Origin of the sequence: Solidesulfovibrio magneticus RS-1 (genome assembly GCF_000010665.1) — a bacterium.
GTDB classification, from domain to species: domain Bacteria; phylum Desulfobacterota; class Desulfovibrionia; order Desulfovibrionales; family Desulfovibrionaceae; genus Solidesulfovibrio; species Solidesulfovibrio magneticus.
On record NC_012796.1, the window covers coordinates 4,330,743 to 4,354,975 of the forward strand.

At 65.1% G+C, this 24,233-nt stretch carries 26 protein-coding genes and 1 riboswitch; of the genes, 15 read left to right on the top strand and 11 right to left on the bottom strand.

What is annotated here, in order from left to right; all coding sequences use genetic code 11:
• Positions 1-13 precede the first annotated feature (13 nt).
• Positions 14-1,480: an MBOAT family O-acyltransferase gene (locus DMR_RS17920; RefSeq protein WP_015862455.1), complete on the bottom strand. Its 1,467-nt coding sequence runs from the start codon at positions 1,478-1,480 to the stop codon at positions 14-16.
• Between the two features lie 234 nt (positions 1,481-1,714).
• On the opposite strand from DMR_RS17920, the gene DMR_RS17925 reads away from it, so the two are divergent.
• Positions 1,715-2,959: a DUF459 domain-containing protein gene (locus DMR_RS17925; RefSeq protein ID WP_043601049.1), complete on the top strand. Its 1,245-nt coding sequence runs from the start codon at positions 1,715-1,717 to the stop codon at positions 2,957-2,959.
• Between the two features lie 89 nt (positions 2,960-3,048).
• Positions 3,049-3,495 (top strand): hypothetical protein, encoded by a 447-nt coding sequence (locus DMR_RS17930; protein WP_015862457.1) that lies wholly within the window; start codon positions 3,049-3,051, stop codon positions 3,493-3,495.
• 404 nt (positions 3,496-3,899) lie between these two features.
• Here the strand turns inward: DMR_RS17930 and DMR_RS17935 are convergent, their stop codons facing one another.
• Positions 3,900-4,742, bottom strand: a complete 843-nt coding sequence (locus tag DMR_RS17935) for a ribonuclease H-like domain-containing protein (RefSeq protein WP_015862458.1) — start codon at positions 4,740-4,742, stop codon at positions 3,900-3,902.
• Positions 4,743-4,876: 134 nt separating this feature from the next.
• On the opposite strand from DMR_RS17935, the gene DMR_RS17940 reads away from it, so the two are divergent.
• Positions 4,877-5,863 carry a hypothetical protein gene (locus DMR_RS17940; protein WP_232502827.1) on the top strand — a complete coding sequence of 329 codons (987 nt, stop codon included), beginning with the start codon at positions 4,877-4,879 and terminating at the stop codon, positions 5,861-5,863.
• Positions 5,864-6,077: 214 nt separating this feature from the next.
• On the opposite strand, the gene DMR_RS17945 is transcribed toward DMR_RS17940, so the two are convergent.
• The 6 genes from DMR_RS17945 to DMR_RS17970 form a co-directional block, all read right to left on the bottom strand.
• Positions 6,078-6,464 (bottom strand): PspC domain-containing protein, encoded by a 387-nt coding sequence (locus DMR_RS17945; RefSeq protein WP_015862460.1) that lies wholly within the window; start codon positions 6,462-6,464, stop codon positions 6,078-6,080.
• Positions 6,452-6,706, bottom strand: coding sequence for a hypothetical protein (locus DMR_RS17950; RefSeq protein ID WP_015862461.1), 255 nt, complete (start codon positions 6,704-6,706; stop codon positions 6,452-6,454). Before DMR_RS17950 ends, DMR_RS17945 begins: the two co-directional genes overlap by 13 nt.
• A 29-nt stretch (positions 6,707-6,735) precedes the next feature.
• Complete coding sequence (locus tag DMR_RS17955; RefSeq protein ID WP_043601053.1) at positions 6,736-8,778, bottom strand: methyl-accepting chemotaxis protein; 2,043 nt, start codon at positions 8,776-8,778, stop codon at positions 6,736-6,738.
• A 19-nt stretch (positions 8,779-8,797) separates the two neighbouring features.
• Positions 8,798-8,882: riboswitch (cyclic di-GMP riboswitch) on the bottom strand.
• A gap of 395 nt (positions 8,883-9,277) precedes the next feature.
• Positions 9,278-9,646 carry a PspC domain-containing protein gene (locus DMR_RS17960; protein ID WP_043601056.1) on the bottom strand — a complete coding sequence of 123 codons (369 nt, stop codon included), beginning with the start codon at positions 9,644-9,646 and terminating at the stop codon, positions 9,278-9,280.
• Positions 9,633-9,884, bottom strand: a complete 252-nt coding sequence (locus DMR_RS17965; RefSeq protein WP_015862463.1) for a hypothetical protein — start codon at positions 9,882-9,884, stop codon at positions 9,633-9,635. Before DMR_RS17965 ends, DMR_RS17960 begins: the two co-directional genes overlap by 14 nt.
• A gap of 120 nt (positions 9,885-10,004) precedes the next feature.
• Complete coding sequence (locus DMR_RS17970) at positions 10,005-10,685, bottom strand: PspA/IM30 family protein (RefSeq protein WP_015862464.1); 681 nt, start codon at positions 10,683-10,685, stop codon at positions 10,005-10,007.
• Between the two features lie 166 nt (positions 10,686-10,851).
• On the opposite strand from DMR_RS17970, the gene DMR_RS17975 reads away from it, so the two are divergent.
• The 6 genes from DMR_RS17975 (at position 10,852) to argB (ending at position 17,068) form a co-directional block, all read left to right on the top strand.
• Positions 10,852-11,973 (top strand): sigma 54-interacting transcriptional regulator, encoded by a 1,122-nt coding sequence (locus tag DMR_RS17975; RefSeq protein WP_015862465.1) that lies wholly within the window; start codon positions 10,852-10,854, stop codon positions 11,971-11,973.
• Between the two features lie 9 nt (positions 11,974-11,982).
• A complete protein-coding gene (locus DMR_RS17980; RefSeq protein ID WP_015862466.1) occupies positions 11,983-13,242 on the top strand; it encodes a M16 family metallopeptidase in 1,260 nt (419 codons plus the stop codon).
• Between the two features lie 98 nt (positions 13,243-13,340).
• Entirely contained in the window at positions 13,341-13,910 is a 570-nt protein-coding gene (locus DMR_RS17985) for a macro domain-containing protein (RefSeq protein WP_015862467.1), read from the top strand.
• 239 nt (positions 13,911-14,149) lie between these two features.
• Positions 14,150-14,695, top strand: a complete 546-nt coding sequence (gene hslV, locus DMR_RS17990) for an ATP-dependent protease subunit HslV (protein WP_015862468.1) — start codon at positions 14,150-14,152, stop codon at positions 14,693-14,695.
• Positions 14,696-14,783: 88 nt separating this feature from the next.
• The gene (gene hslU / locus DMR_RS17995; protein ID WP_015862469.1) at positions 14,784-16,157 is read left to right on the top strand and encodes an ATP-dependent protease ATPase subunit HslU; all 1,374 of its coding nucleotides are present in this window, start codon (positions 14,784-14,786) and stop codon (positions 16,155-16,157) included.
• Positions 16,158-16,174: 17 nt separating this feature from the next.
• Complete coding sequence (gene argB / locus DMR_RS18000) at positions 16,175-17,068, top strand: acetylglutamate kinase (protein ID WP_015862470.1); 894 nt, start codon at positions 16,175-16,177, stop codon at positions 17,066-17,068.
• A gap of 195 nt (positions 17,069-17,263) precedes the next feature.
• Here argB and DMR_RS18005 read toward each other — a convergent pair whose 3' ends face one another.
• Together DMR_RS18005 and pyrR are read right to left on the bottom strand one after the other, a co-directional pair.
• The gene (locus DMR_RS18005; protein WP_015862471.1) at positions 17,264-17,917 is read right to left on the bottom strand and encodes a flavodoxin family protein; all 654 of its coding nucleotides are present in this window, start codon (positions 17,915-17,917) and stop codon (positions 17,264-17,266) included.
• A 117-nt stretch (positions 17,918-18,034) separates the two neighbouring features.
• A complete protein-coding gene (gene pyrR / locus DMR_RS18010; protein WP_015862472.1) occupies positions 18,035-18,571 on the bottom strand; it encodes a bifunctional pyr operon transcriptional regulator/uracil phosphoribosyltransferase PyrR in 537 nt (178 codons plus the stop codon).
• Between the two features lie 146 nt (positions 18,572-18,717).
• Here pyrR and DMR_RS25450 point away from each other — a divergent pair, with 146 nt between their 5' ends.
• The 6 genes from DMR_RS25450 to DMR_RS18045 all read left to right on the top strand — a co-directional run bounded on the left by DMR_RS25450 (position 18,718) and on the right by DMR_RS18045 (position 23,390).
• The gene (locus tag DMR_RS25450) at positions 18,718-19,038 is read left to right on the top strand and encodes an IscA/HesB family protein (protein ID WP_232502828.1); all 321 of its coding nucleotides are present in this window, start codon (positions 18,718-18,720) and stop codon (positions 19,036-19,038) included.
• 235 nt (positions 19,039-19,273) lie between these two features.
• Positions 19,274-19,615 carry an IscA/HesB family protein gene (locus DMR_RS18025; protein ID WP_015862475.1) on the top strand — a complete coding sequence of 114 codons (342 nt, stop codon included), beginning with the start codon at positions 19,274-19,276 and terminating at the stop codon, positions 19,613-19,615.
• A gap of 113 nt (positions 19,616-19,728) precedes the next feature.
• On the top strand, positions 19,729-20,067 hold the full coding sequence (locus DMR_RS18030) for a hypothetical protein (RefSeq protein WP_015862476.1): 339 nt from the start codon (positions 19,729-19,731) through the stop codon (positions 20,065-20,067).
• A gap of 121 nt (positions 20,068-20,188) precedes the next feature.
• Entirely contained in the window at positions 20,189-20,575 is a 387-nt protein-coding gene (locus DMR_RS18035; protein WP_015862477.1) for a response regulator transcription factor, read from the top strand.
• Positions 20,576-20,597: 22 nt separating this feature from the next.
• The gene (locus DMR_RS18040; protein ID WP_015862478.1) at positions 20,598-22,316 is read left to right on the top strand and encodes an HD domain-containing phosphohydrolase; all 1,719 of its coding nucleotides are present in this window, start codon (positions 20,598-20,600) and stop codon (positions 22,314-22,316) included.
• A gap of 300 nt (positions 22,317-22,616) precedes the next feature.
• Positions 22,617-23,390: a LuxR family transcriptional regulator gene (locus DMR_RS18045; protein WP_015862479.1), complete on the top strand. Its 774-nt coding sequence runs from the start codon at positions 22,617-22,619 to the stop codon at positions 23,388-23,390.
• Here DMR_RS18045 and DMR_RS18050 read toward each other — a convergent pair.
• Positions 23,311-24,054: an acyl-homoserine-lactone synthase gene (locus DMR_RS18050; protein ID WP_015862480.1), complete on the bottom strand. Its 744-nt coding sequence runs from the start codon at positions 24,052-24,054 to the stop codon at positions 23,311-23,313. The two genes, DMR_RS18045 and DMR_RS18050, sit on opposite strands and share 80 nt — an antisense overlap.
• Positions 24,055-24,233: the final 179 nt, after the last annotated feature.

The following is a 24,233-nucleotide window of genomic DNA, read 5'->3' on the forward strand; positions in this document are numbered from 1 at the left end:
CGGAAGAAAAAAATCAGAAGGCGAAGTAGATAAACGGCAGCACGCCGTCCGGGCCGAGTTTCAAGATGCAGGCCGCAGCCACGCCCAGGGCCGCGCCCTGGAGCGGAAACGGCATCCAGTCGAAACTCTTGCGAAAGACGTCGCGGCCGGTGAAATTGAGCAACTGCACCCCCAACACCAGGACCACCAGGACCAGGCAGGTCGGCCGGAAACCCGCGCCGTCAGGATCCAGGGCCACGGCGCGCTTCAAGATGTCCACGGCCTTGCCGGCGTCCTCGGCCCCGAAAAACACCCAGGCCACGTTGACGTAGGCAAAGGTTGAAACCCAGCAGACCGCGTTCCACAGGCCGCCGAAGAAGCCCGGCCCCGAGGGGACATTGGCGTCGCCCGCCGCCGGAGCAGCCGGCTTGGCCGCCCGGGTCGGGCGCAGCGAACCCACGAAATGGGCGATGACCAGTCCGAAGCCGTGGATGAAGCCCCAGACCAGGAAATTGTAGGCCGCGCCGTGCCACAGCCCGCCCAAGGCCATGGTAGCCACGAGGTTGGCGTACTTGCGCACGGTGCCTTTGCGGTTGCCGCCCAGGGAAATATAGAGGTAGTCTCGTAGCCAGGTGGAGAAGGTGATGTGCCAGCGTCGCCAGAAATCGCGCAGGCTCAAGCTCGTGTACGGGGCGTTGAAGTTGTCCGGGATGTCAAAGCCCATGAGCAGCCCCACGCCCTGGGCCAGATCGGAATAGCCCGAAAAGTCACAATAAATCTGGGCGGCATAGGACAGGATGCCGACGAGGACCGCCGCCGAGCTGAAGCCCTCGGGCGCGCCGAAGGTGGTGCGCACGATGTGTTCGGACAGGTAACTCGAAATGATGATCTTTTTAATAAGGCCCCGGATCAGCAGATAAAAGGCCCGGGAAAAATCCGGCTGCCCCACCCGCTCCTTTTTGAGCTGGGGCAGGAAATTGCCGGCCCGCAGGATGGGGCCGGACAGGATGGTCGGAAAAAAGGAAATGAAACAGAAGACTTCCACCAGACTGCGCTCGACCTTGATCGGGTCGCGGTAGACGTCGATGGCGTATGACATGCCCTGGAAGGTGAAAAACGAAATGCCGATCGGCATGATGACGTCAAGCAGCGGCACCGGGCTTTTGACCGAAAGCACCCGGAACAGCCAATCCGCCGAAATGTAGAGCATCTCGTAATACTTAAAGAAAACGAGCATCCCCAAGGCAAAGCCGACGTAAAGCACCAGGCAGAAGCGCCGAAAACGCTGGTCCGAGGTTTCGGCGAAGACCACGGCGAAAAACCAGGTCAGGAAGCTGAAAACCAGCAGGATCAGCAAGAATTTGGCGTTAAACGAGGCGTAGAAGACGTAGGAGGCCAACAACAAAAACAGGCGATACGCCCCGGCATGGGGCCGCAGCAGCCAGTTGAGCGGCAAGATGGCGGCAAAAAACAGGGCGAATTCAAAGCTGGTGATGTTCATAGGGCGTCGCCTCGGGACCTCCGGGAAATGTGGCGCACGCTAGCCGCGCCGCCGCCAAAAGGCAACCGGCCAACCGCCCCAACCCCGGACCGTCGGCGGTCTGACGCCGGCCAAAAGCTGCTTTTCTCCATTATTCCAAAGAACTGCCCCATCGCGCATTTCGGCCCGGACCTTGCTTTGCCTGTCATGCCCCCGAGCGGATGCCCCGCTTGGGGCAAACAGCCGGCAACCACCATGCAGCATATCCGCTCCGACCACCCGCGCTCGCGCCGCCCTGCCGCCGCCCTGGCCCTGGCCTTGGCCGCCCTGCTCGCCGCGCCGGCCCTCACCCACCCGGGCCTGGCCCCGCCCCACGGCCCGGATCGGCCGTCCCTGGCCGCCGTGTTCGACGCCCCGGACCAGTCCCCGAACGCCGCCTTGATCGCCGCCGTCATGCCACACGCCGTGCGACTGCCCGTGGACAAGGCCGCCCGCCATCCCCTGGACAGCCGGCTGGCCGTGCGCCCCGGCGAACCCCTCGGGTCCAAGGCCTCGGCCCTGCGCCTGGTACGCCTGCCCGCCCCCGGGATCGATGCCGTCGCCGCCCTGGAAACGCCACCCGTCAAAACTCCGTCGCCTGCTCCCGACACGCCAGCCGCCAAATCCGTCGCCATCCTGGCCGCCACCTCGGCGACCGCTCCCGGCGGCAAGGCCCTGCCGCCGGCAACGCCCCAGCCGGCCGCCCCGCTCCGAACCGCCACACCAGCCGCCCAGACCACGCCAGCCCAGCCGGTCCCCTCGGCCAAGGCCGCCGCGCCCGCTGCGCCGCCCGCCCCGGCCCAGCTCGCCACCGCACCCGGCAAACGCATCCTGGTCGCCGGCGACTCCTTGTCGCTGTTTTTGGCCGACGCCCTGCGCCCCATGCTGGCTGGCCGGCCCCAAACCGCCTTCGCCTCGCGCGGCAAGGTCTCCAGCGGCCTAGCCCGGCCCGATTTCTTCAACTGGGAACGCGAAATGGCCGCCCTCACCACCGCCCACGCCCCCGACACCGTCATCGTCATGATCGCCACCAACGACAACCAGACCCTGGCCCGCCCAGACGGAACCAAGCTCGCCTTCGGCCGCCCGGGCTGGGACGCTGAATACGGCCGCCGGGTGCGCCGGCTGGTGGAAATCGCCCGCTCGGCCAACCCCAGCGCCCGCATCTACTGGCTCGGCGCGCCGGTCATGGCCGACCCCAAGCTCAACGCCGACGTGGCCGCCATCAACGCCGTCATCGCCCGGGAACTGGCCGCCCTGCCCGGCTGCCGCTACATCGACGTCTCCCGCACCCTGGCCGACCCGGCCGGCCGCTACGCCCAGGCCAAAATCACCCCCGACGGCCCCAAAGCCACCCGCACCAAGGACGGCGTCCACCTCACCCCCTTTGGCGCCAAACTCCTGGCCAACGCCGCCCTGGCCTCCCTTGGCCCCAACCTCGCCGCCTTGTCCAAACCTTAACCCACCACTAAAACAGAACAAAAACGAGCCACCACATTTCCCGGGGCGGGCCGCTTTACCACCCATTTCGCGCGTGCTAAGCCCGCCCCATGGAAACCATCCTGCTCAAAATCCTCGAAGTCCAAAACGAGATCCTCGCGGAAGTGCGGATGCTGCGCCAGGCCGTCACCCACGGCGCGCCCCTGGCCGCCCAGGCCGCCGCTCCCGCCAGCCAGCCCCTCACCGCCGCCGCGCCGCCGTCCGCGCCCGAACCCGCGCCGCAGGCCGCCTACACGCCCACCTTCGTGCCCGAGCCGGAACCCGAGCCGCAACCCTACCTCGCGCCGCCGCAACAACAGCCCGGCGGGCGGCTCACCGTCAACGAACTGGCCGACCTCGGCGGCCAGTTCCTCGATCCCGGCCAGATGCCGCGCGGCAAGGTCAAAGCCGTGGACGCCTCGGACCTGAGCCACTCCATCCTCGACGACATCAAGGCGAAGAATAAAGCCAAGCGCAGCGCGTTTGCCGAATTCGAGAAGTTTGATCGATTTAAGTAGGTTGATGGAGAGCGAGAGAAGAGAAGATGCCTCCGGCGGCCGGGGGGCTCAGCCCCCCGGACCCCCGACATGGGGGGACGGTCGGCGGGGGTGAGGCGATGGTCGGCGGGCGGTTGGCCCGAGAGAGAGGAAGATCAACAGGATGACTGGGCTGGGCAATAAATGTTCAGCTAAAGCTCTCCCGCACCGGGCACCCCCGGGCGAACCGGGTCGTTGGAATTTCCGGGGCGTCGAGCACCCGGCGCAAGCCGGGCGCTCGACGCCCCGGAAATTCCAACGACCCACGCGGCGCAGCCGCCATGCCCCCGCGCCTGTCCCTCCCGCTTGTCGCTCGCCCGCCCGCCACAGACGATCAGGGGGTCCGGAGGGATTATCCCCCCGGCGGGTCACGGGCAGCGCCCTAGTTATGAACGATGATGATAGCGTTCGTGCCAGACGCGGCGCAGGACGGCGGGATCGGGGATATGCGGATTTTGGCCTGGGCTGGGGATGTCCTGGCCGTAGGCGTCGGCGAAGGGGGTGTCTTCCAGCAGCCGATTGATGGCGTGGGCCAGCAGCACGGGCAGGGCCAGGACGTCGGCGGCGTTGTAGGCGAGCAGCGTTTCCAGGACGGCGGGATCGCCGTGGCGGGAGTATTCACGCCACAGCAGCACGGCCATGTAGCCATCGGCTCCGGCCAGATCGCCCCGGTCGATGCCGAAGTGTTCCTCGCTTTTTTTCAGCCCGCCCTTGATGCCGATACCGCATAGGACGTTTCGCAGGTCGATGTGGGCTTTGGGAAGTTTTGCGCCGAGGTGCGAGGTGAGCACCGGGGCGTCGAAGCAGCGGCCGTTGTAGGTGACCAGCACCTTGCTGGTCAGGATGTCGCCGGTGAAGTCGTGGAGGTTTTGGCCGTGGGCGTAGGTGCGGGCGGCGTTTATGCCGTCGTAGAGGGCCACGGCGGTGACTTCGTTTTGGGGTGTGCCGTCGGTTTCGATATCGACGCAGGCCAGGCTGTCCTTGAAGTCGAAGAACAGCCTCCAGGCTTCGGCGGGCGGCAGGCGCTGAGCAAACCAGTCGGCGTCGCCGGCGGCCAGGCGTTCCTTGGATTCGAGGAGTTCGTTGCGCCACATGGGCGCCTTGGCCGAAGCCAGGGGCGGGGTGTCGGCGTCAAGGAAAGCGTCCCAGTCGCGGATGCCGGCGGCCCAGAGGCGGCGTTCGGTGGACGGCCCCAAGCCGGGCAGATGGAGGAAGGTATGGCGCAGCACGGCTGGTCGTGTACCTGTTTTGTCTGCCGATCTCAACCATTTGCAAAGGCTGCGACGGCATCATTTCTGCATGGGTTACGCCGACTCGGCGATTTTTTCCGCCGGGTTGGACCGCTTATCCAAGGAAGGAGCCCATGATGCGACCAAACGACGCCGCTTCCGCCTCGCCACGGCGGCAGACGCCGGCCGCGATCCGTCGGGAAACCGTCATCGCCGCTGACGTTTACCGTTCCGGGACGTTGCGAAATGACTTCGAGCGGCTGGCAAGCCCGGCAACGCCCATGGCCGAAGCCGACATTTTGAGCCTTTTGCTCAAGTATTTCCATGCTTGTCTGTATCCCGGCTCTCAGGAGCACCCCATTGCGCTCAAAGAGATCAGCGGGCTTTTGGAGCAGTTTTACGAGCTGTGGTCCGAGGGTTCGCTGGAGAAGGTGTTGCCCCTGGCCGGGGACTACAGCGCCTACCCGCTGCGGATGCTGACGGATTTGCCGCGCACGGCCCATATTTTCCGTTCCATCGCCAACCGGCCATTGCCGCCGGCCATGGTGCAGGACCCGTTTTTGGGTCTGGACATCGGCACGGGCAGCGGCATTTTGTTGGCCGCGGCCTGGTTTCAGGCCAGGCGCAACGGGGTGGGGGAGACCCGGTTGTACGGCTTCGAGCTGGATTCGGGCATCAGCGAGCGCACCGACGCCTTGCTGCGTTCCCTGGGCGTCGGGCAGGTGATGGCGGCCGACGCGCGCGATCCGGGCGTGTATGCCGCGCTGCCGGACGGGCCGGTGGCGTTCGTGGCCAACGAAAATGTGGCCGCGCCCACAGCCCGGCATACGGCCGAGCCTTTCAGCCAGCTCCATGCCGCGCTGTTCGAGGCCATGGCCGCAAGACTCAAGCATACCGTCTTTTTCCCGGAGGCGCTGGTGGTGCGCGACCGGGACGCCGAGTTGGACGTGGTGCTGTCAAAAAACAATCGCTTCCAGATTCCGCGCCATTATCGGGCGCTGCGGCCCAGGCCGCGCTCCATTGTCATTGAGGGACGGCTGACCAAGCTGTGGCAGGTGGGTAAGGATTTCCGGCCGCTTATTCCGGAGGCCTGGCAGTCGATCATGCCCGGGCGCTGGTAGCCCGGGGAGACAGGAAACGCTTCGGGCGCGGGGACAGGGTCCCCGCGCCCTTTTTTTGCGGCATCCAAAGGTTTCCAACGCTGCGGATCTGGGCTTGGCCGTCAGCGGTTCGTCTTGGCCACGAGCCTTGAAAAGGGGTCTTTCGCCTTGCAAGCAGCTTCCGAGCACCGCGTGAGGTCTTGAAAATACTGTTGTATTTTCAAGGGGCGAGGGGTCAGGGCCGGAACAGGCGGCGATCGAAGTCGAATTCCCGGGAGGTGACGTGGTCTTCCAGGCGGCGTACCCGGCGTTCCAGGCGCTCGGCCCGGTCGCGCAGCCGGGCCAAGACGGCTTTGCGGTCGGTCTGATAGGCGTTGCAGGCGTCGCTTTCGGCCTCGGAGTCCGGGGGCAGGGCCGGCTCCAGCTTGAGGCAGAAACCGGCAATGACGTAGGCGGCGACCACGGGCCACACGCCGGCGGAAAGGGTCAGCAGGACCACGCCGGCGCGAACGGCGGCCACGGGCACGTCGAGAAAGGCGGCCAGCCCCTTGCACACGCCAAGCACGGCCCCGGTACGCGAGCGGTAAAGCCGCCGCCAATCGAGTTCGCTTACGTGTCGCATGACCCGCGCCCCTTGGCCCGGGCGTCGAGCACCACGGTTTCGAGGGTATCGACCCGGGATTCCAGACGTTCCAGGCTTCGGTGGATTTCCTGGAGCAGCCGGACCTCATCGGCGTCGCCGCCGGGCGCGGCCCGGCCTGCCGGGCGCACGAGACGCACGCCGATGAGAAACACCGCGCCAAGAATCACCAGACCGACCAGGGTGGCCCCGGCCACCACCAGGGAAGAAAGCAGTCCCATCATACATGCGGCTCCGGACCGGAGCAGGCGGTCTAGGCCTTGGCCTCCCCCTCGCGCTGCATGTCGAGGACGAGCCCCTGCAAGGCCTTGGCCTGTCCGGCAAGGTTGTCCACGGCCGCCGACGACTCGCCCATGGCCTGGGCGGTTTCGCCGGAAATGCGGCTGACGCGGTCCACGGTGCGGCCGATTTCCTCGGCGGCGGCGGACTGTTCTTCGGCGGCGGTGGCGATGGAGCGTACCTGATCGGCCACAGCGTCGACAAGGCCGACGATGGAGGTCAGGGCCTCGCCGGAACGACGGGCCAGATCGGTGGCGGCTTCCACGCCTTCCACGGCCTTGTCGAAACCGGCGACGTTGCGCCGCGCGCCGTCCTGGATACCCTGGATGGCCGCGCCGACTTCCTTGGTGGCGGTCATGGTCTTTTCGGCCAGTTTTCGCACTTCGTCGGCCACCACGGCAAATCCCCGGCCGGCGTCGCCGGCCCGGGCGGCCTCGATGGCGGCATTAAGGGCCAGGAGGTTGGTCTGGTCGGCGATGTCGGAAATGACTTCCATGATGGCCCCGATGTTCTGGGCCTTCTGGCCCAGCGCCCCCATGTCGTCCTTGAGGCCCCGGGCCTGGTCGGCCACCTGGAAGATGCCGCGCACCACCTCGTCCACCACCGATGCGCCTTCCTCGGCCCGCTTGCGGGCGGCCTCGGCGGCATCGGCGGCCTCGGAAGCGTTTTTGGCCACCTCCAGCACCGTGGAATTGAGCTGCTCCATGGAGCCGGCGGCTTCGGCCACCTGGCGCGACTGGTCCTTAGCCCCCTGGGTGGACTGCTCGATCTGGGCGGCCAGCTGGTGGGAAGCGTTGGTCACGGCCTCGACCACGACCTCGATGCGTTCAGCGGCGTGGAGCATCCCTTCCATCTTGGCGGTTTCGGCCAGACGGCAGGCCTCGTCGGCCTTGGCCCGGTCGGCCTTGGCGCAAAGGGCCTCGGCTTCGGCCTGCTGCTTGGCGGCGGCGGCCTCGTCCATGCGGCAGCGGATGTCGCCGGCCATGGCGGTCAGGGCCTGGGCCAGAACGCCGGTCTCGTCGGCCCGGGAAACGACGAGCGCCCGGTCGGTCTCGCCCCGGGCCACGGCTCGGGCGAAGTCCATACAGGCCAAAAGCGGACGAACCAGCACCTTGGACAGCCACCAGGCCAGGGCGGCGAACAGGATCAGGCTGCCGAGACCGGCTAGGCCGATCTGCTTGATGATGGCGTCGCGGGCGGCCATGACCTGGGAAATGTCCACGCCGATAAAGACCATGCCGACGATGTTGCCGTCGTTTTTGAGCGGGGCGTAGGCGGTGCGGTAGAGGCGGCCGAACAGGGTGTTCTCGCCCAGATAGGTTTTGCCCTGGCGCAGCACCGCATCGACGATGGCCTTGTTGTCGAGGGCGGTGCCCACGGCGCGTTTGCCGTCAACGACCAGGGAGGTGGAGACGCGGGTGTCGCCGTAAAAAATGGTGGCTTCGGCTCCCAGGTCTTTTTTCACGCCGTCGACAAGGGTGCTGTTGTTGGAAAGGTCCTGGCCGACGATGACCACGCCGATGACGGCCCCGTCTTTTTTGATGGGCGCATAGGCGCGGATGGAAAAACGCACCGTGTTGCCGGATTCGAAAACCGAGCAGGGTTCGCCGGCCAGGGCGCGCTTGACGCCTTCCTGGTTGCCGATGTTGTCGCCGGCCTTGTCGTTATGCGCCCGGGCCAAGACGTCGGCCTTGGCGTTGGCGAAGACAACGAGGTCGGCCTTGCCGCCGGCCATGAGGGTTTGGCCGAGATCGCGCAGTTTGGCCGTGTCGCCGGCCAGGACGCCGTCGATGACGTTGGGACGCAAGGCCTGGGTCCGGGCCATGTCCGCGTAGACTTCCTTGTAGGATTCGATCTGGCGGTTGAGGACATGAAGATAGCTTTCGACCGCCTGGGCGGTGACGGCTTCGTAGCCGTCCTTGACGCTGGAGTAGGCCACGGCCTGGATGATGGCCACGGTGGCGACGACGGAAGCAATGACCAGGGCCATGATTTTGGCCGCGATGGAAACCCGCATGACGTCCCCCTCGGTGTTTCCCAGCGGCCCGGCTGTCTCGACGACGGCCGTCGAGACCCGCGGCTTTCCGGACCTGCCTCGCGGCAGGGGTGGCGTTATTGGGCAAAATCCTCCTAGCAACGCCAGCGGACCGAAGCAAGAGACGTTTTATGTGTGTACTTTTTCCACAGTTACATGAGCCATGCGACGCCAATAGCCGAACCAGATGCCCGAACAAACCACCGATGCAACACGATAGTAATTAACCAAGAAAGCGTACAGCCGCTCCAGGATGCCTCCTCGCTCATCTGTGCCAAGAAATTATGCCCGCGCTGCGTCAACGTAGCATCAACACGCAATCATCCGAAGCCACCCGACACCAGGGCTTTCGCAACGCCCCGTGCGCCGGGGAGGATTCATGCCCGGGGCAATTGTTCCCATCTTCACCATATCAAGAATCACTATAGGCCAGGCGAACACCATCTTTGTTAAAAATCGCACAAGAGACGTTTCCTCCCGCTCATCGGCCGCGCAATCTCCGGTCGAAATCATACTCCCGGGAGGTCACATGGGACTCCATCCGCGAAAGCCGGACATCCAAATCCTTGAAACGCCGCGATACATCGACTGCTGCCCGGCCGAGCCGGCCCGTGTCGATGTCTTCGCCCCCCCCCGTTTCGGGAGCCAGGGGCACGAAGAAGGCTGCGGCAAAGTAGAGAATCGCGGCCGTAAAACCGGTGGAAACAAACAGCACGACCACAAAGGCCCGCACCACCCAGCGCGGCAAGCCGAGATAGTCGGCCAGCCCCCGGCACACGCCCAGGGCCAAGCCGTTTCGGGACCGATAGAGCTTTTTGCGGCCGGGGAAATCGTCGTTACGGCTTCTCATGTCCGCCTCGTTTGCCGGATGCTTCCGGCAGCAGGGTTTCCAGGTTGTCCATGCGCTCTTCCAGGCGGGCCAGTCCGGCGCGCACCTCGTCCACCACAGCCATGGCCGCTTCCTCGTCGCGGCCGCGCACCCGGTCGTCGCGGCGGCGCAACTGCCGCAGCACGAGGATGGCTGCGACCACCAGAAGGATTTTGACGACCAGCGGCACGTGGCCGATATAAACTGTGTGTTCCAGCACTGCTTGTCCTTTTGCAACAGCGTGTCCGTCTTGGGGCCGCGACGTTCCCCTTATGCCTTTTCCCAGGTGGGGGTTCTGGGGGCCTCAGGCCCCCAGCCACCGGAGGCCTCCCCCTCCGCCCTACTGGGCGCGGCGGGATTTGATTTGAGCCAGTTCGCGTTCCACGTCTTCGTCGGCAGCCAGGCGGTCGAAGCGGGCGTCGAGGCTTTGGTCTTCGGCCGGCCGGCGTCGCGAGGCGGCCGTGCCGGCCAGTTCGGCTTCGGCTTCCAGGCGGTCGATGCGGGCTTCGAAGGCCTCGAAGCGTTGCAGGGCTTCGCTGGAGTCGGCGCGGGAGACGTCCTCGCGCATGCGCTTGCGTCCGGTGGCGCGCATATGGCGGGCCAGCAGGGTGCGCTGGCGCTCCTTGGCCGAGGCGAGCTTTTCCTCAAGGGTGGCGATGTCTTCGCGGCAGGCTTCGATGAGGCCTTCCACGGCGGCCAGTTCGCCGGCCACGACGCTGGCCCGGGTTTCGAGGTCGCGCTTTTCCAGCAGCGCCTCCCGGGCCATGTCTTCGCGGCCCTTGTCCACGGCCAGTTCGGCCTTTTCGCCCCAGCGGCCGGCGGCGGCGGCGAGCATGTCGTGTTCGCGGGCGATGCGGGCGGCCTGGGCCATGGTGCGGGCGCAGTCGGCCTTAAGTTCCACCAGCGTTTCTTCCATCTCCTGGATCATGAGCCGGATGAGCTTTTCGGGCTCCTCGGCCTTGTCGAGCATGGCGTTGATGTTGGAGTGGATGATGTCGCGGAAGCGGCTGAAAATACCCATGGCGTTCCTCCTGGCGCGGCTGCGCCGTGATGGCTGCCGTAAAGCAGGGAGCGTGCCAGATATTTTCTGTCGTACTTTCAGGATGTTGCCCGAAATGACGAAGCAAGATCGTTGCAGTTATCGCCAGATACTGGTATTTTTCGCCACAAAACTGGAGAAAATCGCCATGACGCCCGACGCTCCCTGGCTGGCCGAGGCCCTGGGCCAATCCGACGCCTTTCTGGCCTGCATGGAGGCCGTGGCCCAGGCCGCCGGCATCGACCGGCCGGCGCTCGTCGTGGGCGAGCGCGGCACGGGCAAGGAGCTGGCCGCCGCCCGGCTGCACTACCATTCCCCGCGCTGGGACCGCCCCTATGTGCCGGTCAATCTGGCCGCCTTGCCCCGAACGCTCATGGAATCCGAGCTGTTCGGCCATGAGGCCGGGGCTTTTACCGGCGCGGCGCGGCGTCGGGCCGGGCGCTTCGAGACAGCTGACGGGGGGACGCTGTTTCTGGACGAACTCCACGCCGCGCCGGTGGCCGTCCAGGCCAAACTGCTGCGGGCGGTGGAATATGGGCTTATTGAGCGCATCGGGTCGAGCCAGCCCGTGGCCGTGGACGTGCGCATCGTGGCGGCGGTCAACGTCGATCCGCGTCGGCTCGTGGCCAAGGGCAGGCTCTTGCCCGATCTCCTGGACCGGCTGGCCTTTTGCGTGCTGGTCATGCCGCCCCTGCGCGAGCGCCATGGCGACATCCCGTACCTGGCCGAGCGGTTCGCCGCCCGGTTCGCCGCCCAGCTCGGCCGGCCCGAGCCGCCGACCTTTTCCCGGGCTGCCATGACCGCCCTTGCCGCCCACCCCTGGCCCGGCAACATCCGCGAACTCAAGACCGTGGTCGAACGCGCCGTGCTGGCCTGCCCCACCCCCCTTATCGACACGATCACCCTCGACCCTTTCGCCGCCCTGTCCCCCACCCGGGAGGTCCAGGAGGGGGTGACCCCCTCCTGGCCGCCGGAGGCATCTACTGTTTCATCCACCCCTTCCCCCCATCCAGGGGGTTCGGGGGGGATGATCCCCCCCGACGGGTCCAGGGCAGCGCCCTGGCCGCCGGAGGCATCCCCATCTTCTCCCCTCCCCAACTTCACCGAAGCTGTCGCGTCCCTGGAAATCGCGCTGCTCGGCCGCGCCTTGGCGCGTTCGGGCGGCAACCAGCGCCGGGCGGCCGGGTTGCTCGGGCTTGGCTATCACCAGTTCCGGGGGCTGTACCGCAAGTATGCCGGCGCTCTTGACGCCGCGTCCAAAGCCCCGTAGCCCCAGGCGATGCGCCAAATCACCGAATCCGACAGCCGTATCCGCGCCGACAGGCTGCCTAACGGCGTCCGTATCGTCACCGAACACATGCCCGTTTCCAAAACCGCCAGCCTCGGCATCTGGATCGAGGCCGGTTCGCGCCACGAAGCCCCGGGTCAGGAAGGCATGGCCCATCTGATGGAGCACATGGCTTTCAAGGGCACGGCCCGGCGCGACGCCCTGGCCATCGCCAAGGAACTTGACACCCTGGGCGGGCTTTCCAACGCGTTTACCTCCCGCGAGGCCACCTGTTTCCACGTGCGCGTCATGGACGCCCACTTGGCCCGGGCTTTCGACATTTTAAGCGACATCGTCTTGCGTCCGCTGCTTGATCCCGAGGAGCTGGCCCGGGAACAGGCCGTCATCCTGCAGGAAATCTCCATGGTCGAGGAGACGCCCGAGGAAAAAATCCACGAGGACTTCTGGGCCGCCGCCTGGGCCGATCCGGGGCTGGCCCATCCCATCACCGGCACGCCGCAGTCCGTGGGCGCGGTCACGGCCGAGGCCCTGGCTCAGTGGCGGCGCGCCGCTTACCATCCCGAGGCCATCACCGTGGTCGCCGCCGGGGCCCTTGACCACGACGCCCTGGCCGAAATGGCCGAGGCCGCCTTCGGCTCGTTGCGAAAAATCCAGACCGCGCCCGCGCCGGCCGCCGGGGCCTACACGCCGCCGTACCTGGCCGAGCGCCGTGACTGGGAACAAAACCACGTCATCCTGTCCTACCCCTCGGTCGGCAACGTCAGCGCCGACCGCTTCGCCCATACCCTTTTGGCCACGCTGCTTGGCGGCAACATGTCCTCGCGGCTTTTCCAGGAAGTGCGGGAAAAACGCGGACTGGCCTACTCCATCTACGCTGGCGTCAACGGCCTGGCCGACGTGGGGCTGCTGGAAATCCAGGCCGCCGTGGACCCGGACCGCACGGCCGAGCTGCTCTCGGTGGTCAACGCCGAACTGGCCGCCGTGGCCGACGGCGCGGTGACGGCCGAGGAACTCGACCACACCCGCGAACACTTGAAGGGCCTTTTATACCTCGGCGCGGAATCCACCGAGAACCGCATGATGCGCCTGGCCCGCAACATCCTGCTGTTTAACCGCTCCATCCCGCTTGAGGAAACCGCCGCCTGCCTCGACGCCGTGACCCCGGACGACATCGCCCGCACCGCCAAGGCGGCCTTTGCGCCGGGCAGCGCCGGATTGGCCGTCATGGGGCCGACTGCCGCCTTGCCCTAAGCCCGGCGGTGCTTCGAAAACACGCCGGTCTTCTTGCAGCGTTCGGTATCGCAACAGGAAACCGCCCGTCCCAAGACCATGCCCCGGAGGTGTTCCCCATGCCCGGACACGCCGCCTACGACATCGGCCCAGGAAGCCTTCGCCTCATCGAAGGCGACATCACCGTCGATGACGCCGACGCCATCGTCAACGCCGCCAACTCGGCCCTGGCCGGCGGCGGCGGCGTGGACGGGGCCATCCACCGCGCCGCCGGCCCGAAACTGCCCGCAGCCTGCCGCGACATCATCGCCCGCATCGGCAGCCTGCCGGCCGGCGGCGCGGTCATCACTCCCGGCTTCGAGCTGCCCGCCCGCCACATCATCCACACCGTCGGCCCCATCTGGCGCGGCGGCGAGACGGGCGAACCCGAAGCCCTGCGCTCGGCTTACGCCCAGTCCATCAACCGGGCCGTGGAACACGGCCTGACCACCGTCGCCTTCCCGGCCGTGTCCACCGGCGTCTACGGTTTCCCCGTCCACCTGGCCGCGCCCATCGCCCTTGGCGTTATGGCCGAGGCGTTAAGGGGCGGAAGACTGCGCGAAGTGCGCATGTACCTGCACGGCACGGCAGCTTTCGGGGTCTGGCGCTCGGCGGCGGATGCGTTATTTGGCGGGAACGCGGGAGAGTAGGATGCCTCCGGCGGCCGGGGGGCTCAGCCCCCCGGACCCCCGACCTGGGGACGGTCGTGCGGAGGGGGGATGGTCGGCGGGCGGCAGGCCCGAGAGAAGATTTTCGGCTGATACGACCCATAGTTGGTGAAAAGTACACCCCCCCATTGAAAGTTTTTGGGGAGGATGGGGGTCTGGGGGAAGGAACCCTTTTTTTCAAAAAAGGGTTCCTTCCCCCAGCCGCCGGAGGCAAACTCACGATGCAACTACGTGGAACGACGATTGTGGCGGTGCGGACCGAGGCCGGCGTGGCCGTGGCCGGCGACGGGCAGGTGACGTTGGGCCAGGCCATTGCCGTCAAGCATACCGCGCGCAAGGTGCGCCGGATGTACAAGGACAAGGTCGTCATCGGCTTTGCCGGGGCCACGGCCGACGCCTTCACGCTTTTCGAGCGCTTCGAGGCCAAGCTGGAGGAATTCGGCGGCAACCTCGTGCGCGCCTCGGTGGAGCTGGCCAAGGATTGGCGCAAAGACAAGTATTTACGGCGTCTGGAGGCCATGATGATCGTGGCCGACGCCGGCAATGTGTTGATTTTATCCGGCACGGGCGACGTCATCGAGCCCGACGACGGCGTGGCCGCCATTGGTTCCGGCGGCCCCTACGCCATGGCCGCCGCCCGGGCGCTGTTGCGCAACACCGAACTGTCGGCCCGGGAGATCGTGGAAAAATCCATGGCCATCGCCGCCGAGATGTGCGTCTACACCAACGACCAGTTGGTGGTGGAGACGCTGGAAAAGCCTGCTTAATTGCGTATCGTAGAAGAAGAATGGTTTTCGTGGCTTGCCAGCGAAAGCGCCAAGGCGCTTTTCGCGGACGCCGCAGCAAGGAGCACCCATGCACGCCAGCCTGACGCCGCGTGAAATCGTTTCGGAACTCGACAAATACATCATCGGCCAGCGCGACGCCAAGCGCATGGTGGCCATCGCCATGCGCAACCGCTGGCGTCGCCAGCAGATCGAGCCGGTCTTGCGCGACGAGATCGCGCCCAAAAACATCATCATGATCGGCCCCACGGGCGTGGGCAAGACCGAGATCGCCCGGCGGCTGGCGCGGCTGGCCGGGTCGCCTTTTTTCAAGGTCGAAGCCACCAAGTTCACCGAGGTCGGTTATGTCGGGCGCGACGTGGAATCCATGGTGCGCGACCTCATGGAAATCGGCGTCAACCTCGTGCGCCAGGAAGAACTGGAGCGGGTGCGGGTCAAGGCCGAGAAGGCCGCCGAGGAACGCCTGCTTGATTTGCTCCTGCCCGAATCCCAGCGTCCGGCCCACGGCCCCATCCCCATGCCGGCCGCCATCGAGGCCCCGGCCGAGCCGGCCGGCGAGCAAGGGCTGACCACCCGCGACAAGCTGCGCAAGCTGTGGCGCGAGGGCAAGCTCGACGACCGCATGGTGCCCGTGGAGGTGTCCATGCCCTCGCCCCAGGTGGAGATCATGTCCATGCCGGGCATGGAAGAGATGGGCAGCCAGTTCAAGGACCTGTTCTCCAAGGCCTTTCCCCAGCGCAAGAAGACCAAGACCATGCGGGTGCGCGAGGCCTACGAGGTGATCCTGCAGGAGGAGTCCGACCGGCTGGTGGACATGGACAAGGTTTCCGAGACGGCCCGGGAGCGCGTGGAACAGACCGGCATCATCTTTATCGACGAGATCGACAAGATCTGCGGCAGGCAGGGCGGCGGCCAGGGGCCGGACGTGTCCCGCGAGGGCGTGCAGCGCGACCTCTTGCCCGTGGTCGAAGGCTGCGTGGTCAACACCAAGTACGGCATGGTCAAGACCGACCATATTCTGTTCATCGCCGCCGGCGCGTTCCACTTCTCCAAGCCCTCCGACCTCGTGCCGGAGCTGCAAGGCCGGTTTCCCCTGCGCGTGGAGCTGCGGGCGCTGACGGCCGAGGATTTCCACCGCATCCTCACCGAGCCGCAAAACGCGCTCACCGTGCAGTACAAGGCCCTGCTCGCCACCGAGAACGTGACCCTGGAATTCACCGATGAGGCGCTGCGGGAAGTGGCCCAGTTCGCCCAGCGTATCAACGCGGACACCGAGAATATCGGAGCCAGGCGGCTTTACACCATCATGGAAAAGATTCTATCCGACCTGTCCTTTGCCGCCTCGGACCAGGGCGGCCAAACCGTGGTCGTGGACCCGGCCTACGTGCGCGAAAAGCTCGCCGACGTGGCCGAGGACCGGGATTTGTCCCGGTACATTCTCTAATCTCCCGGGGAGCGACAATGAACCGCGAACACGCCAAGGCGCATCTGCTGCTGGAGGCCCTGCCCTACATCCGCAATTTCTACGGCCAGACCGTGGTCATCAAATACGGCGGCCACGCCATGGTCGATGAACAGTTGCAGGAAAGCTTCGCCTTAAACGTCATCCTGCTCAAATACATCGGCATCAACCCCGTCATCGTCCACGGCGGCGGCCCGCAGATCGGCCGGATGCTTAAGCTGCTGAACATCGAAAGCCAGTTCAAACAAGGCCTTCGCGTCACCGACGACGCCACCATGGACGTGGTCGAGATGGTGCTCGTGGGCAAGGTCAACAAAAACATCGTCAACCTGATCAACCTCAAAGGCGGCTCGGCCGTGGGCCTGTCCGGCAAGGACGGCCGGCTCATCACCGCCCGCAAGCTCGAAATGGTGCTGGAACGCGGCGACGCCCCGCCCGAAATCATCGACCTCGGCAAGGTCGGCGAAGTGACCGGCATCAACACCCAGCTCATCACCACGCTCCTTGCCCAGGGATTCATCCCGGTCATCGCGCCAGTGGGCGTCGACGAAGACGGCGAGACCTACAACATCAACGCCGACACCGTGGCCGGAGCCGTAGCCGCCGCCCTCGGGGCCAAGCGCCTGGTGCTTTTAACCGACGTTTCCGGCGTCCTGGACAAGGACAAGACGCTCATCTCGTCGCTGGACATCAAGGAAGCCTCCCAGGCCATGGCCGACGGCGTGCTGGTCGGCGGCATGATCCCCAAGGTCAGCTGCTGCATGGAAGCCGTGGACGCGGGCGTGGAAAAAGCCCACATCCTCGACGGCCGCGTCGAGAACTGCATCATCCTGGAACTGTTCACCCGCTCCGGCATCGGCACCGAAATCGTGTGCAAGCGGTGCCAGGCGTAGGGGAAAAGAATATAAAGATGCCTCCGGCGGCCGGGGGGGATAATCCCCCCCGGACCCCCTTGATGAGCGAGATTTAACGGGGACAACGTTGTAACGTCGTCCCCGTTTCGTCTTTCAGGAGGGATTCCAAAGGGGTCACCCCTTTGGCCGCCGGAGGCATCTTATTCTTATTCCGACCTGTTATAGTCCATCGTCCTACTCTTTAAACCCCGCCGCCAATCTCTCGCCCAAATCAAACGCTTTGGCCAGGTCCTGCGGGAACACTTCCTCGCGGCGTTTGGCCTTGGCTTCGGCGTCCCAGACGGTGCAGAGATATTTGGAATAGTCGTCGAACTGGTAGGTGTCGTTGACGGTGAGCACTTCGCAGGCGCCGAAGGTGCGGCTCATGAAGCCTTGGGCCAGACCGGTCATGTGGCCGTAGTTGCGCTGTTCCATGACGTCTTCGGGCACATTCATGGTGTAGACCATGGCCGTGGGGATCTTGCGCGGGAAGATGGCGGCGTAGCCCGGGGTGTAGGTCAGGTAGGGGAACAGCAGCCGTTCGATGAACGAGCGGGTTTCGCCGGTTTCGGCCCCGAAGTAGACGGGCGTGCCGATGACCAGGGCATCGGCCGCGGCGGCTTCGGCCAGAAGCGGGGTCAGGCCGTCCTTGACGGCGCAGCGGCCGTAGTTCTTGCCGCCGATGCGCTTGCATTCAAAGCAGCTGACGCAGCCTTTGAAGTCGTAGTCGTAGAGATGAACAAGCTTGGTTTCGGCTCCGGCCTTGGCCGCGCCGTCGAGGACGCTTTTAAGGACCTGGGCGGTGTTCCATTTCTTGCGCGGGCTGCCGTTAATGGCGAGTATCGTCATGGCGGTTTCCTCCTGAAGCAGGTATGGCCGCCGGATACGTCTTTTGCCGGGCCGTGGCAACGGCTTCCCGAAACGGTACAGAGGCTCCGCCAAGGTACTGCGTTCCCCAAAAGTGCCTTACTCCATGAGCAACACGCCGTCCTCGCCGTCGAGCTCGGCCACGGCCACATCCACCCGTTCGCCAGGTTCGGTGTGCACGCGTTTGCCCACGTAATCGGCCTGGATGGGCAGTTCGCGGTGGCCGCGCCGGTCGATGAGCACGAGCAGTTCCACGCGTTTGGGGCGGCCGTAGTCCAGCAGCGCTTCCAGGGCGGCCCGGATGGTGCGGCCGGAGAACAGCACGTCGTCAACGAGGATGACGTTTTTTTCGGCCAGGGAGAAGGCGATCTCCGACGGCCCGACCTGGGGCTGCACCTCGCGGGTGGTCCAGTCGTCGCGGTAGAGATTGATGTCGAGCTTGCCCAGCGGCACGTCGCACTGGCCCCGGGCGTCGATGAGGGCTTTGAGCCGGGTGGCCAGCTCGGCCCCGCGCCGTTGGATGCCGACGATGGCCAGATGGCAGCTAGGGTCGTGGCGTTCGATGATTTCGAAAGCGAGGCGCTCCAGGGTGCGGCGCACCTCGCCGGCGGTCATAATTTTTTTGTGCTTGCTCACGCAATACTCCCGTCCGGCTTTGCATCCGTCTAGCCTAAAAGGGGAAACCCTGGCAATCGGCCCGACGGCCCGGCGGCGGCTCCTATTTGACTTTCTGATCGGTCATGCTTAGTTGCATTGAACGAGCTTGTCCTATGGAGGTTCCCATGGTTGAGTTGACGGAATCGGCAAAGACCCAGTTGGATGGGTATTTCGCCGACAAGGAAAAGACCCCGGTCCGTATTTACCTGTCGTCTGGCGGCTGAGCGGGTCCGAGACTAGCGCTGGCTCTGGATGAGCCGCGCGAAGCGGACGAGGTGCTCGACGTTTCCGGATACACCTTTGTCATCGAAAAGGAGCTTTACGAGAAGGCTTCCCCGCTGAAGGTCGACATGACCTACATGGGCTTTTCGGTGACTTCCAGCCTGGAGCTGGGCGGCGGCAGCGGCTGCGGCTCGTCCTGTTCCGGCGGTTCCTGCTCGGTCTAACCGCCGAGGTTGATGTGCTTTCCCGGGCCGGCTGGCGACAGCCGGCCTTTTTTATGGTTCCGGCCGGTTCGCCGGACAGGGCGACGGGCTTGGCCGACTGGCCGAAGCAAGACGGGCCGAAACCGCCCTTGCATCACGTTTTCCTCTCAAACACCCGAAAATCCATCGACCAGGCGTATTTGACAATGCCCTGGGGCGTGATTACCCGTTAACCAACTCTCGCCTGGAGGTATCCATGGTTTCTTTGAGCGATTCTGCCCGGACCGAACTGGACAATTACTTTGCCGACAAACAGAAAACGCCCATCCGCGTCTATCTCAACAAGGGCGGCTGCTGCGGTCCGTCCCTGACCCTGGCCCTGGACGAGCCCCGGGACAACGACGACGTCTTTGACGTCAACGGCTACACCATTGTTGTGGACAAGGAACTGGCGGCCATGGCCAGCCCCATCGACATCGACATGACCGACTACGGGTTCACCGTGAAATCAAGCCTGCAGCTTGGCGGCGGCTCCTGCGGTTCCGGGGGTTGCGGCGGCGGTTCCGGCGGCGGCTGCGGCGGCGGCTCCTGCTCCTGATTGTCGCGACGTCCCCTCCAAACACCGTGTTTGCAGGCCGGCTTTCGCCGGCCTTTTTTCTTCAATGTCCATGGCCGGTTGACAGCCCGCGCCACGAAACGTAAGTCACGCGTATGGAGTCCGCCGCCACGTCCCCCATCCGTCTGACCGAGACCGCCCGCCAGGCCCTGGAGGGCCTTTTCCCGGGCGCGGCCCGGCCGCAACTCCGCATCTTTTTGTCCTTTATGCACGCCTCCGGCCCCCGGCTCGACCTTGCCCCGGATACGGCCACGGACGCCGACGTCGTCGTGGAGGCGGCCGGTCATGCCCTGTGCATGGCCCGGCTGCTGTGCGATCAGGCCGCGCCGGTCACCGTGGACTGCGGGCCGCAGGGCTTCGTCATCCATTCGAGCCTGGATTTTTCCGGGGCCGGCGGCAATTGCGGCGGGGCCTGCGGCTCCCATCATCACTGATCCTGGTCACGGACCGACCGCCGTTTTCGGTTTTTTGCGCGCAAATGCCCGTGTGTCCTTGCCTTCGGCTTGGGCATTGACTACCATTCGGGTCGGTTGGCGCCACCCAAAGGAGACGGTCATGCCCGGAACGATTCTCATCGTCGATGATGAGGTCCACATCCGTATGCTCCTGGAGCAGACGCTGGAAGAGCTGGAAGAGGATTATGGCGTGGAGATTCTTTCCGCCCAAAACGGCGAGGAAGGTCTGGGACTCATCAAGTCCCGCAAGCCCGACGTCGTTTTCCTCGACATCATGATGCCCAAGCTCAACGGCTACGAAGTCTGCCAGCGCGTCAAGGAAGACCCCGAAGCCACCGGCATCGGCATCGTGCTGCTGACCGCCAAGGGCCAGGAGGTCGACCGCCGCCAAGGCCTGGAACTCGGGGCCAGCCGCTACATGACCAAGCCTTTCGACCCCGATGAAGTGCTCAAGGTGGCCAAGGAACTGCTCGGACTCGACCCCTGAGCGGGCCGGGGAATCTGCCGACATGGTGCCGTTGCGGCGACTGCTCAAAAAAAGGGCCCTGGCCCCCCTGCTCGAACGGGCCAGCCGCATGTTGGGCCCGGGTTGGGCCGCCACGGTCATCGACGCCGCCGACCCCATCCCGGCAAGCGTCCATCGGCTTGAACCCCTGCGCCAGGACGGCCTAATCCTGGGCTATCTGGCCTGCACGCCGCCAGGAGGCGCGCCCCCGGACCCGGCCGGCGAGGCCGCCCTGGCCGAAACGGCCCGATTCGCCGCCGACTGCCTGGAAACCATCATCGACGGCGAGGCCCTGCGCCGGACCCTGGCCGCCGAAACCCTGGTCAAATACCGCGAAGTCTCCCTGCTCCACCGGGCCACCACCGGACTCAACGCCTCCCTGCGCCCCCGCGAAGCGGCCCTGGCCCTTTTAGACGAATGCCGCCGCGGCGAACTGCCGGCCGACAGCGGCATGGTGTTTTTGCGCGAAGCCGCCGACGCCCCGTTCGCGCCGGCCGTGAGCTTCGGCCAGACCAGTGCCTGCCGCCTGGACAACATCGCCGCCTCGACCCTTTTTACCGCCATCGTCGCCAGCCGCAAGGGCGAGATCATCAACGACCTGGCCGCCGACAAACGCTGGGCCGGCGAGGCCGACGTGGCCTCCCTGCTGGTCTATCCCCTTTTGTCCTCGGGCAAATGCGTGGGCATGCTGGTTCTGGCCGGGCCGGTCCCCATGCTGTTCGAGGCCAGCCACCTCCAGCACGTCGGCACCCTGGCCGCAGTGGCCGGCATCGCCCTGGGCAACGCGCTCCACTTCAAGTCCATCCAGACCCTGATCAATTCCCTCATGCAGGCCCTGGCCACGGCCATCGACGCCCGCGATCCCTTCACCTCGGGCCATTCCCAGCGGGTGGCCCGCCTCGGCGTGGCCCTGGCCCGGGCCGTGCACGAAGACGAGGGCGCGTTTGCCGGCGTGACCTTCACCCCAAGCGATCTTGAGGAACTGCTCTACGCCGGGCTGCTCCACGACGTGGGCAAGATCGGCATCCGCGAGGAAGTGCTCACCAAGGCCACCCGCCTGTCCGACGGGACCATGGCCGTCATCGGCCAGCGTCTGGCCCTGCTCGGCCAGCTCCAGGGGCGGGATTACGGGCCTGAGGCGGAACACCTGGCCCGGATCAACGCCGCCGACGCCGTCAGCTCCGACGACCTCGCCCTGGTGGCCAGGATCAGCCAGCTGCGCCTGGACACCGCCCACGGGTCCCTGCCCGTGCTCGAACCGGACGAAGCCGCCTGCCTTTGCATCGCCCGGGGCAACCTGACCCCCGAGGAGCGCAAGGAGATCGAGCGCCACCCCGAGGAAAGCCGGCGCATCCTCCAGCACATCCCCTTTCCCGAAAACATGGCCCGCCTTTTAGCCATCATCTCCCAGCACCACGAACGCCTGGACGGCTCGGGCTACCCCGACGCCCTGCGCGGCGAGGCCATCCTGCTGCAAAGCCGCATCATCGCCATTGTCGACATCTACGACGCCATCACCATGGCCCGCCATTACAAACCGGCCCTGTCCCGGCAGCGGGCGCTGTCGATCCTGGGCGACGAGGCGGCCAGGGGCCGCATCGACGGCGAGCTGGTGGCTCTGCTGGCGGCCAACATCGAGGCTGTGGAACGCGACAGCGCCCGTCTGGAGACTGGCTTCGACCTCGGCGAGCTGCTGTTGGCCCCGTTCCCCGACCTTTCCTGATCCCGCCCGCCCGCAAAGGCCACGCGAAAAGCGTTTGCCGCACAGGCTCTCTTTTACAGACTTGTCAACAGCCCCAGGTCCGAGTAGGCCAAGCTGAAGGCCCTGGCCCTTCCGGGCATCCGGCTCCTCGCGATGCGCCCGGCCGCCGGCAGGCTGCCGCGGCTTTGCCGCGCCGTTTGCCGGCCCAACACGCAAACGCCACGGCGCGAGAGCGGGGCCGGCCCATGAACGCCAAGCCTTGCAACAGGGAAACCGTCTCGATCCAACCGGCAACGAAGCTTCAACCACACGGCGCCGCCCATGTCTCAAAACGATGGCCCCAAAAAACTGCCACGACTGTCCAAACTCGACGCGCTTACCCTGCTCGACATCACGGTCAAATGTCTGGAGTGCAGCACGGAAGCCGAGTACAAACAGATATTTGCCCTTTTAAACACCATCGTGCCCTTCGACCAGTCCACCTCGGGCCTGGCCAAGCTGAGCTCGGACGGCGCGGTCGAGTCCTACGAACTGGCCAACATCAACTATCCCGTTGAATGGCTCCAAACCTACAAGGAGAAGAACTTCAGCGGCATCGACGTCATCGTCAAACGCAACTTCACGTCTTTTACCCCGCAATACTGGGACCATACCTACAAAGCGCACAAGCCGGCCCGCGAGTTCATCACCCTGGCCTCGGACTTCAACCTGATCCATGGCTACACCTACGGCGCCAGACCGTTCGGTTTTTGCAAGCAGGCCAGCTTGTTTTCCTTTTCCGGAAATTTCAAGAAATATGACCCGACCGTCATCGCCATTTTGCAGACCATCGTCCCCCATCTGCATCTGGCCTCTTCGAGAATCATCGAGTCGCGCCTGATCCAGCACAACCGCAAATTACTCTCCGGGCGCGAGCGGGAAGTCCTCAGCTGGCTCAAGCACGGCAAAAGCTCCTGGGACATTTCAACCATACTGCAAATAAGCGAATGCACGGTCAATTATCATATCTACAACATCATAAAGAAACTTGACGTCCAGAATAGGCCCCAGGCGGTGGCGGTAGCAACCCACCTCGGTATTCTGGATCCTGATTGAACCAGTCCAGCAGTTCGGGCCGCGAGAGCAGGTTTTTCGCCTCGAATTCCCGCCAGTCCATGATCGCCGCCGCCGCCACCACGCCGTCGGGCATCCGCGTCGGCTCACCGACCAGCACGCACGGAAAGCCGAACATCTTAAGCAACCGCAGCACCTTGTATTCGACCACCAGATACAGATAGCGGACCTTGTTGGGGACGCACCACTGGTAGACCTGGCGATACAGCAGCATGGACACGCCCAGGGAACCAAGGGACGTCCGCACTTTGGTGCCGCGCTCGTCGAAGCTGACGCATAACCGGGAAACCTCACGCGTGTCCGGGGCCTTGCGGATGTCATGGTCCGGCGAGACCAGGGCGCGAAACTCCTTTTCCAGCATGTAGCGATGCTCCGGCGAAACCAGGCGCAGGTAGGAAAGGATCTTCCTGTCCCGAAACACGCCGAAATGCAGGGCATGGGCGTCATAGACGTCCCGTTCCAGGCCGTCGTCGCTTTGCGGCACCCATCGCAATTCCTGGGCAAACACCTTGTGCCGCAACCCATAGGCGGACGGGACGTCCCGCGCCTGCAGCACCCTGGCCGTGACGTCCTGGGCGGATGCATACGGCAGGCCGAGGGGGATGCCGTTGTCCAGGCGTTCGCCCGTATTGTACTCGATTTGCATGTGCGACCTCCTTGTTCGCACATGCATATCGAGGATTTAATAACGCATAACCTGTCAATAGTTCTAGTTGTTATTGATTTACTTATTTATTATAATAAAAAATTTTTGCATTGTTACTAGATAGTTCTACCAGTGTTCGACACCCCGCGCCTCTCGGCCATTCATCAGCAAGACATGCA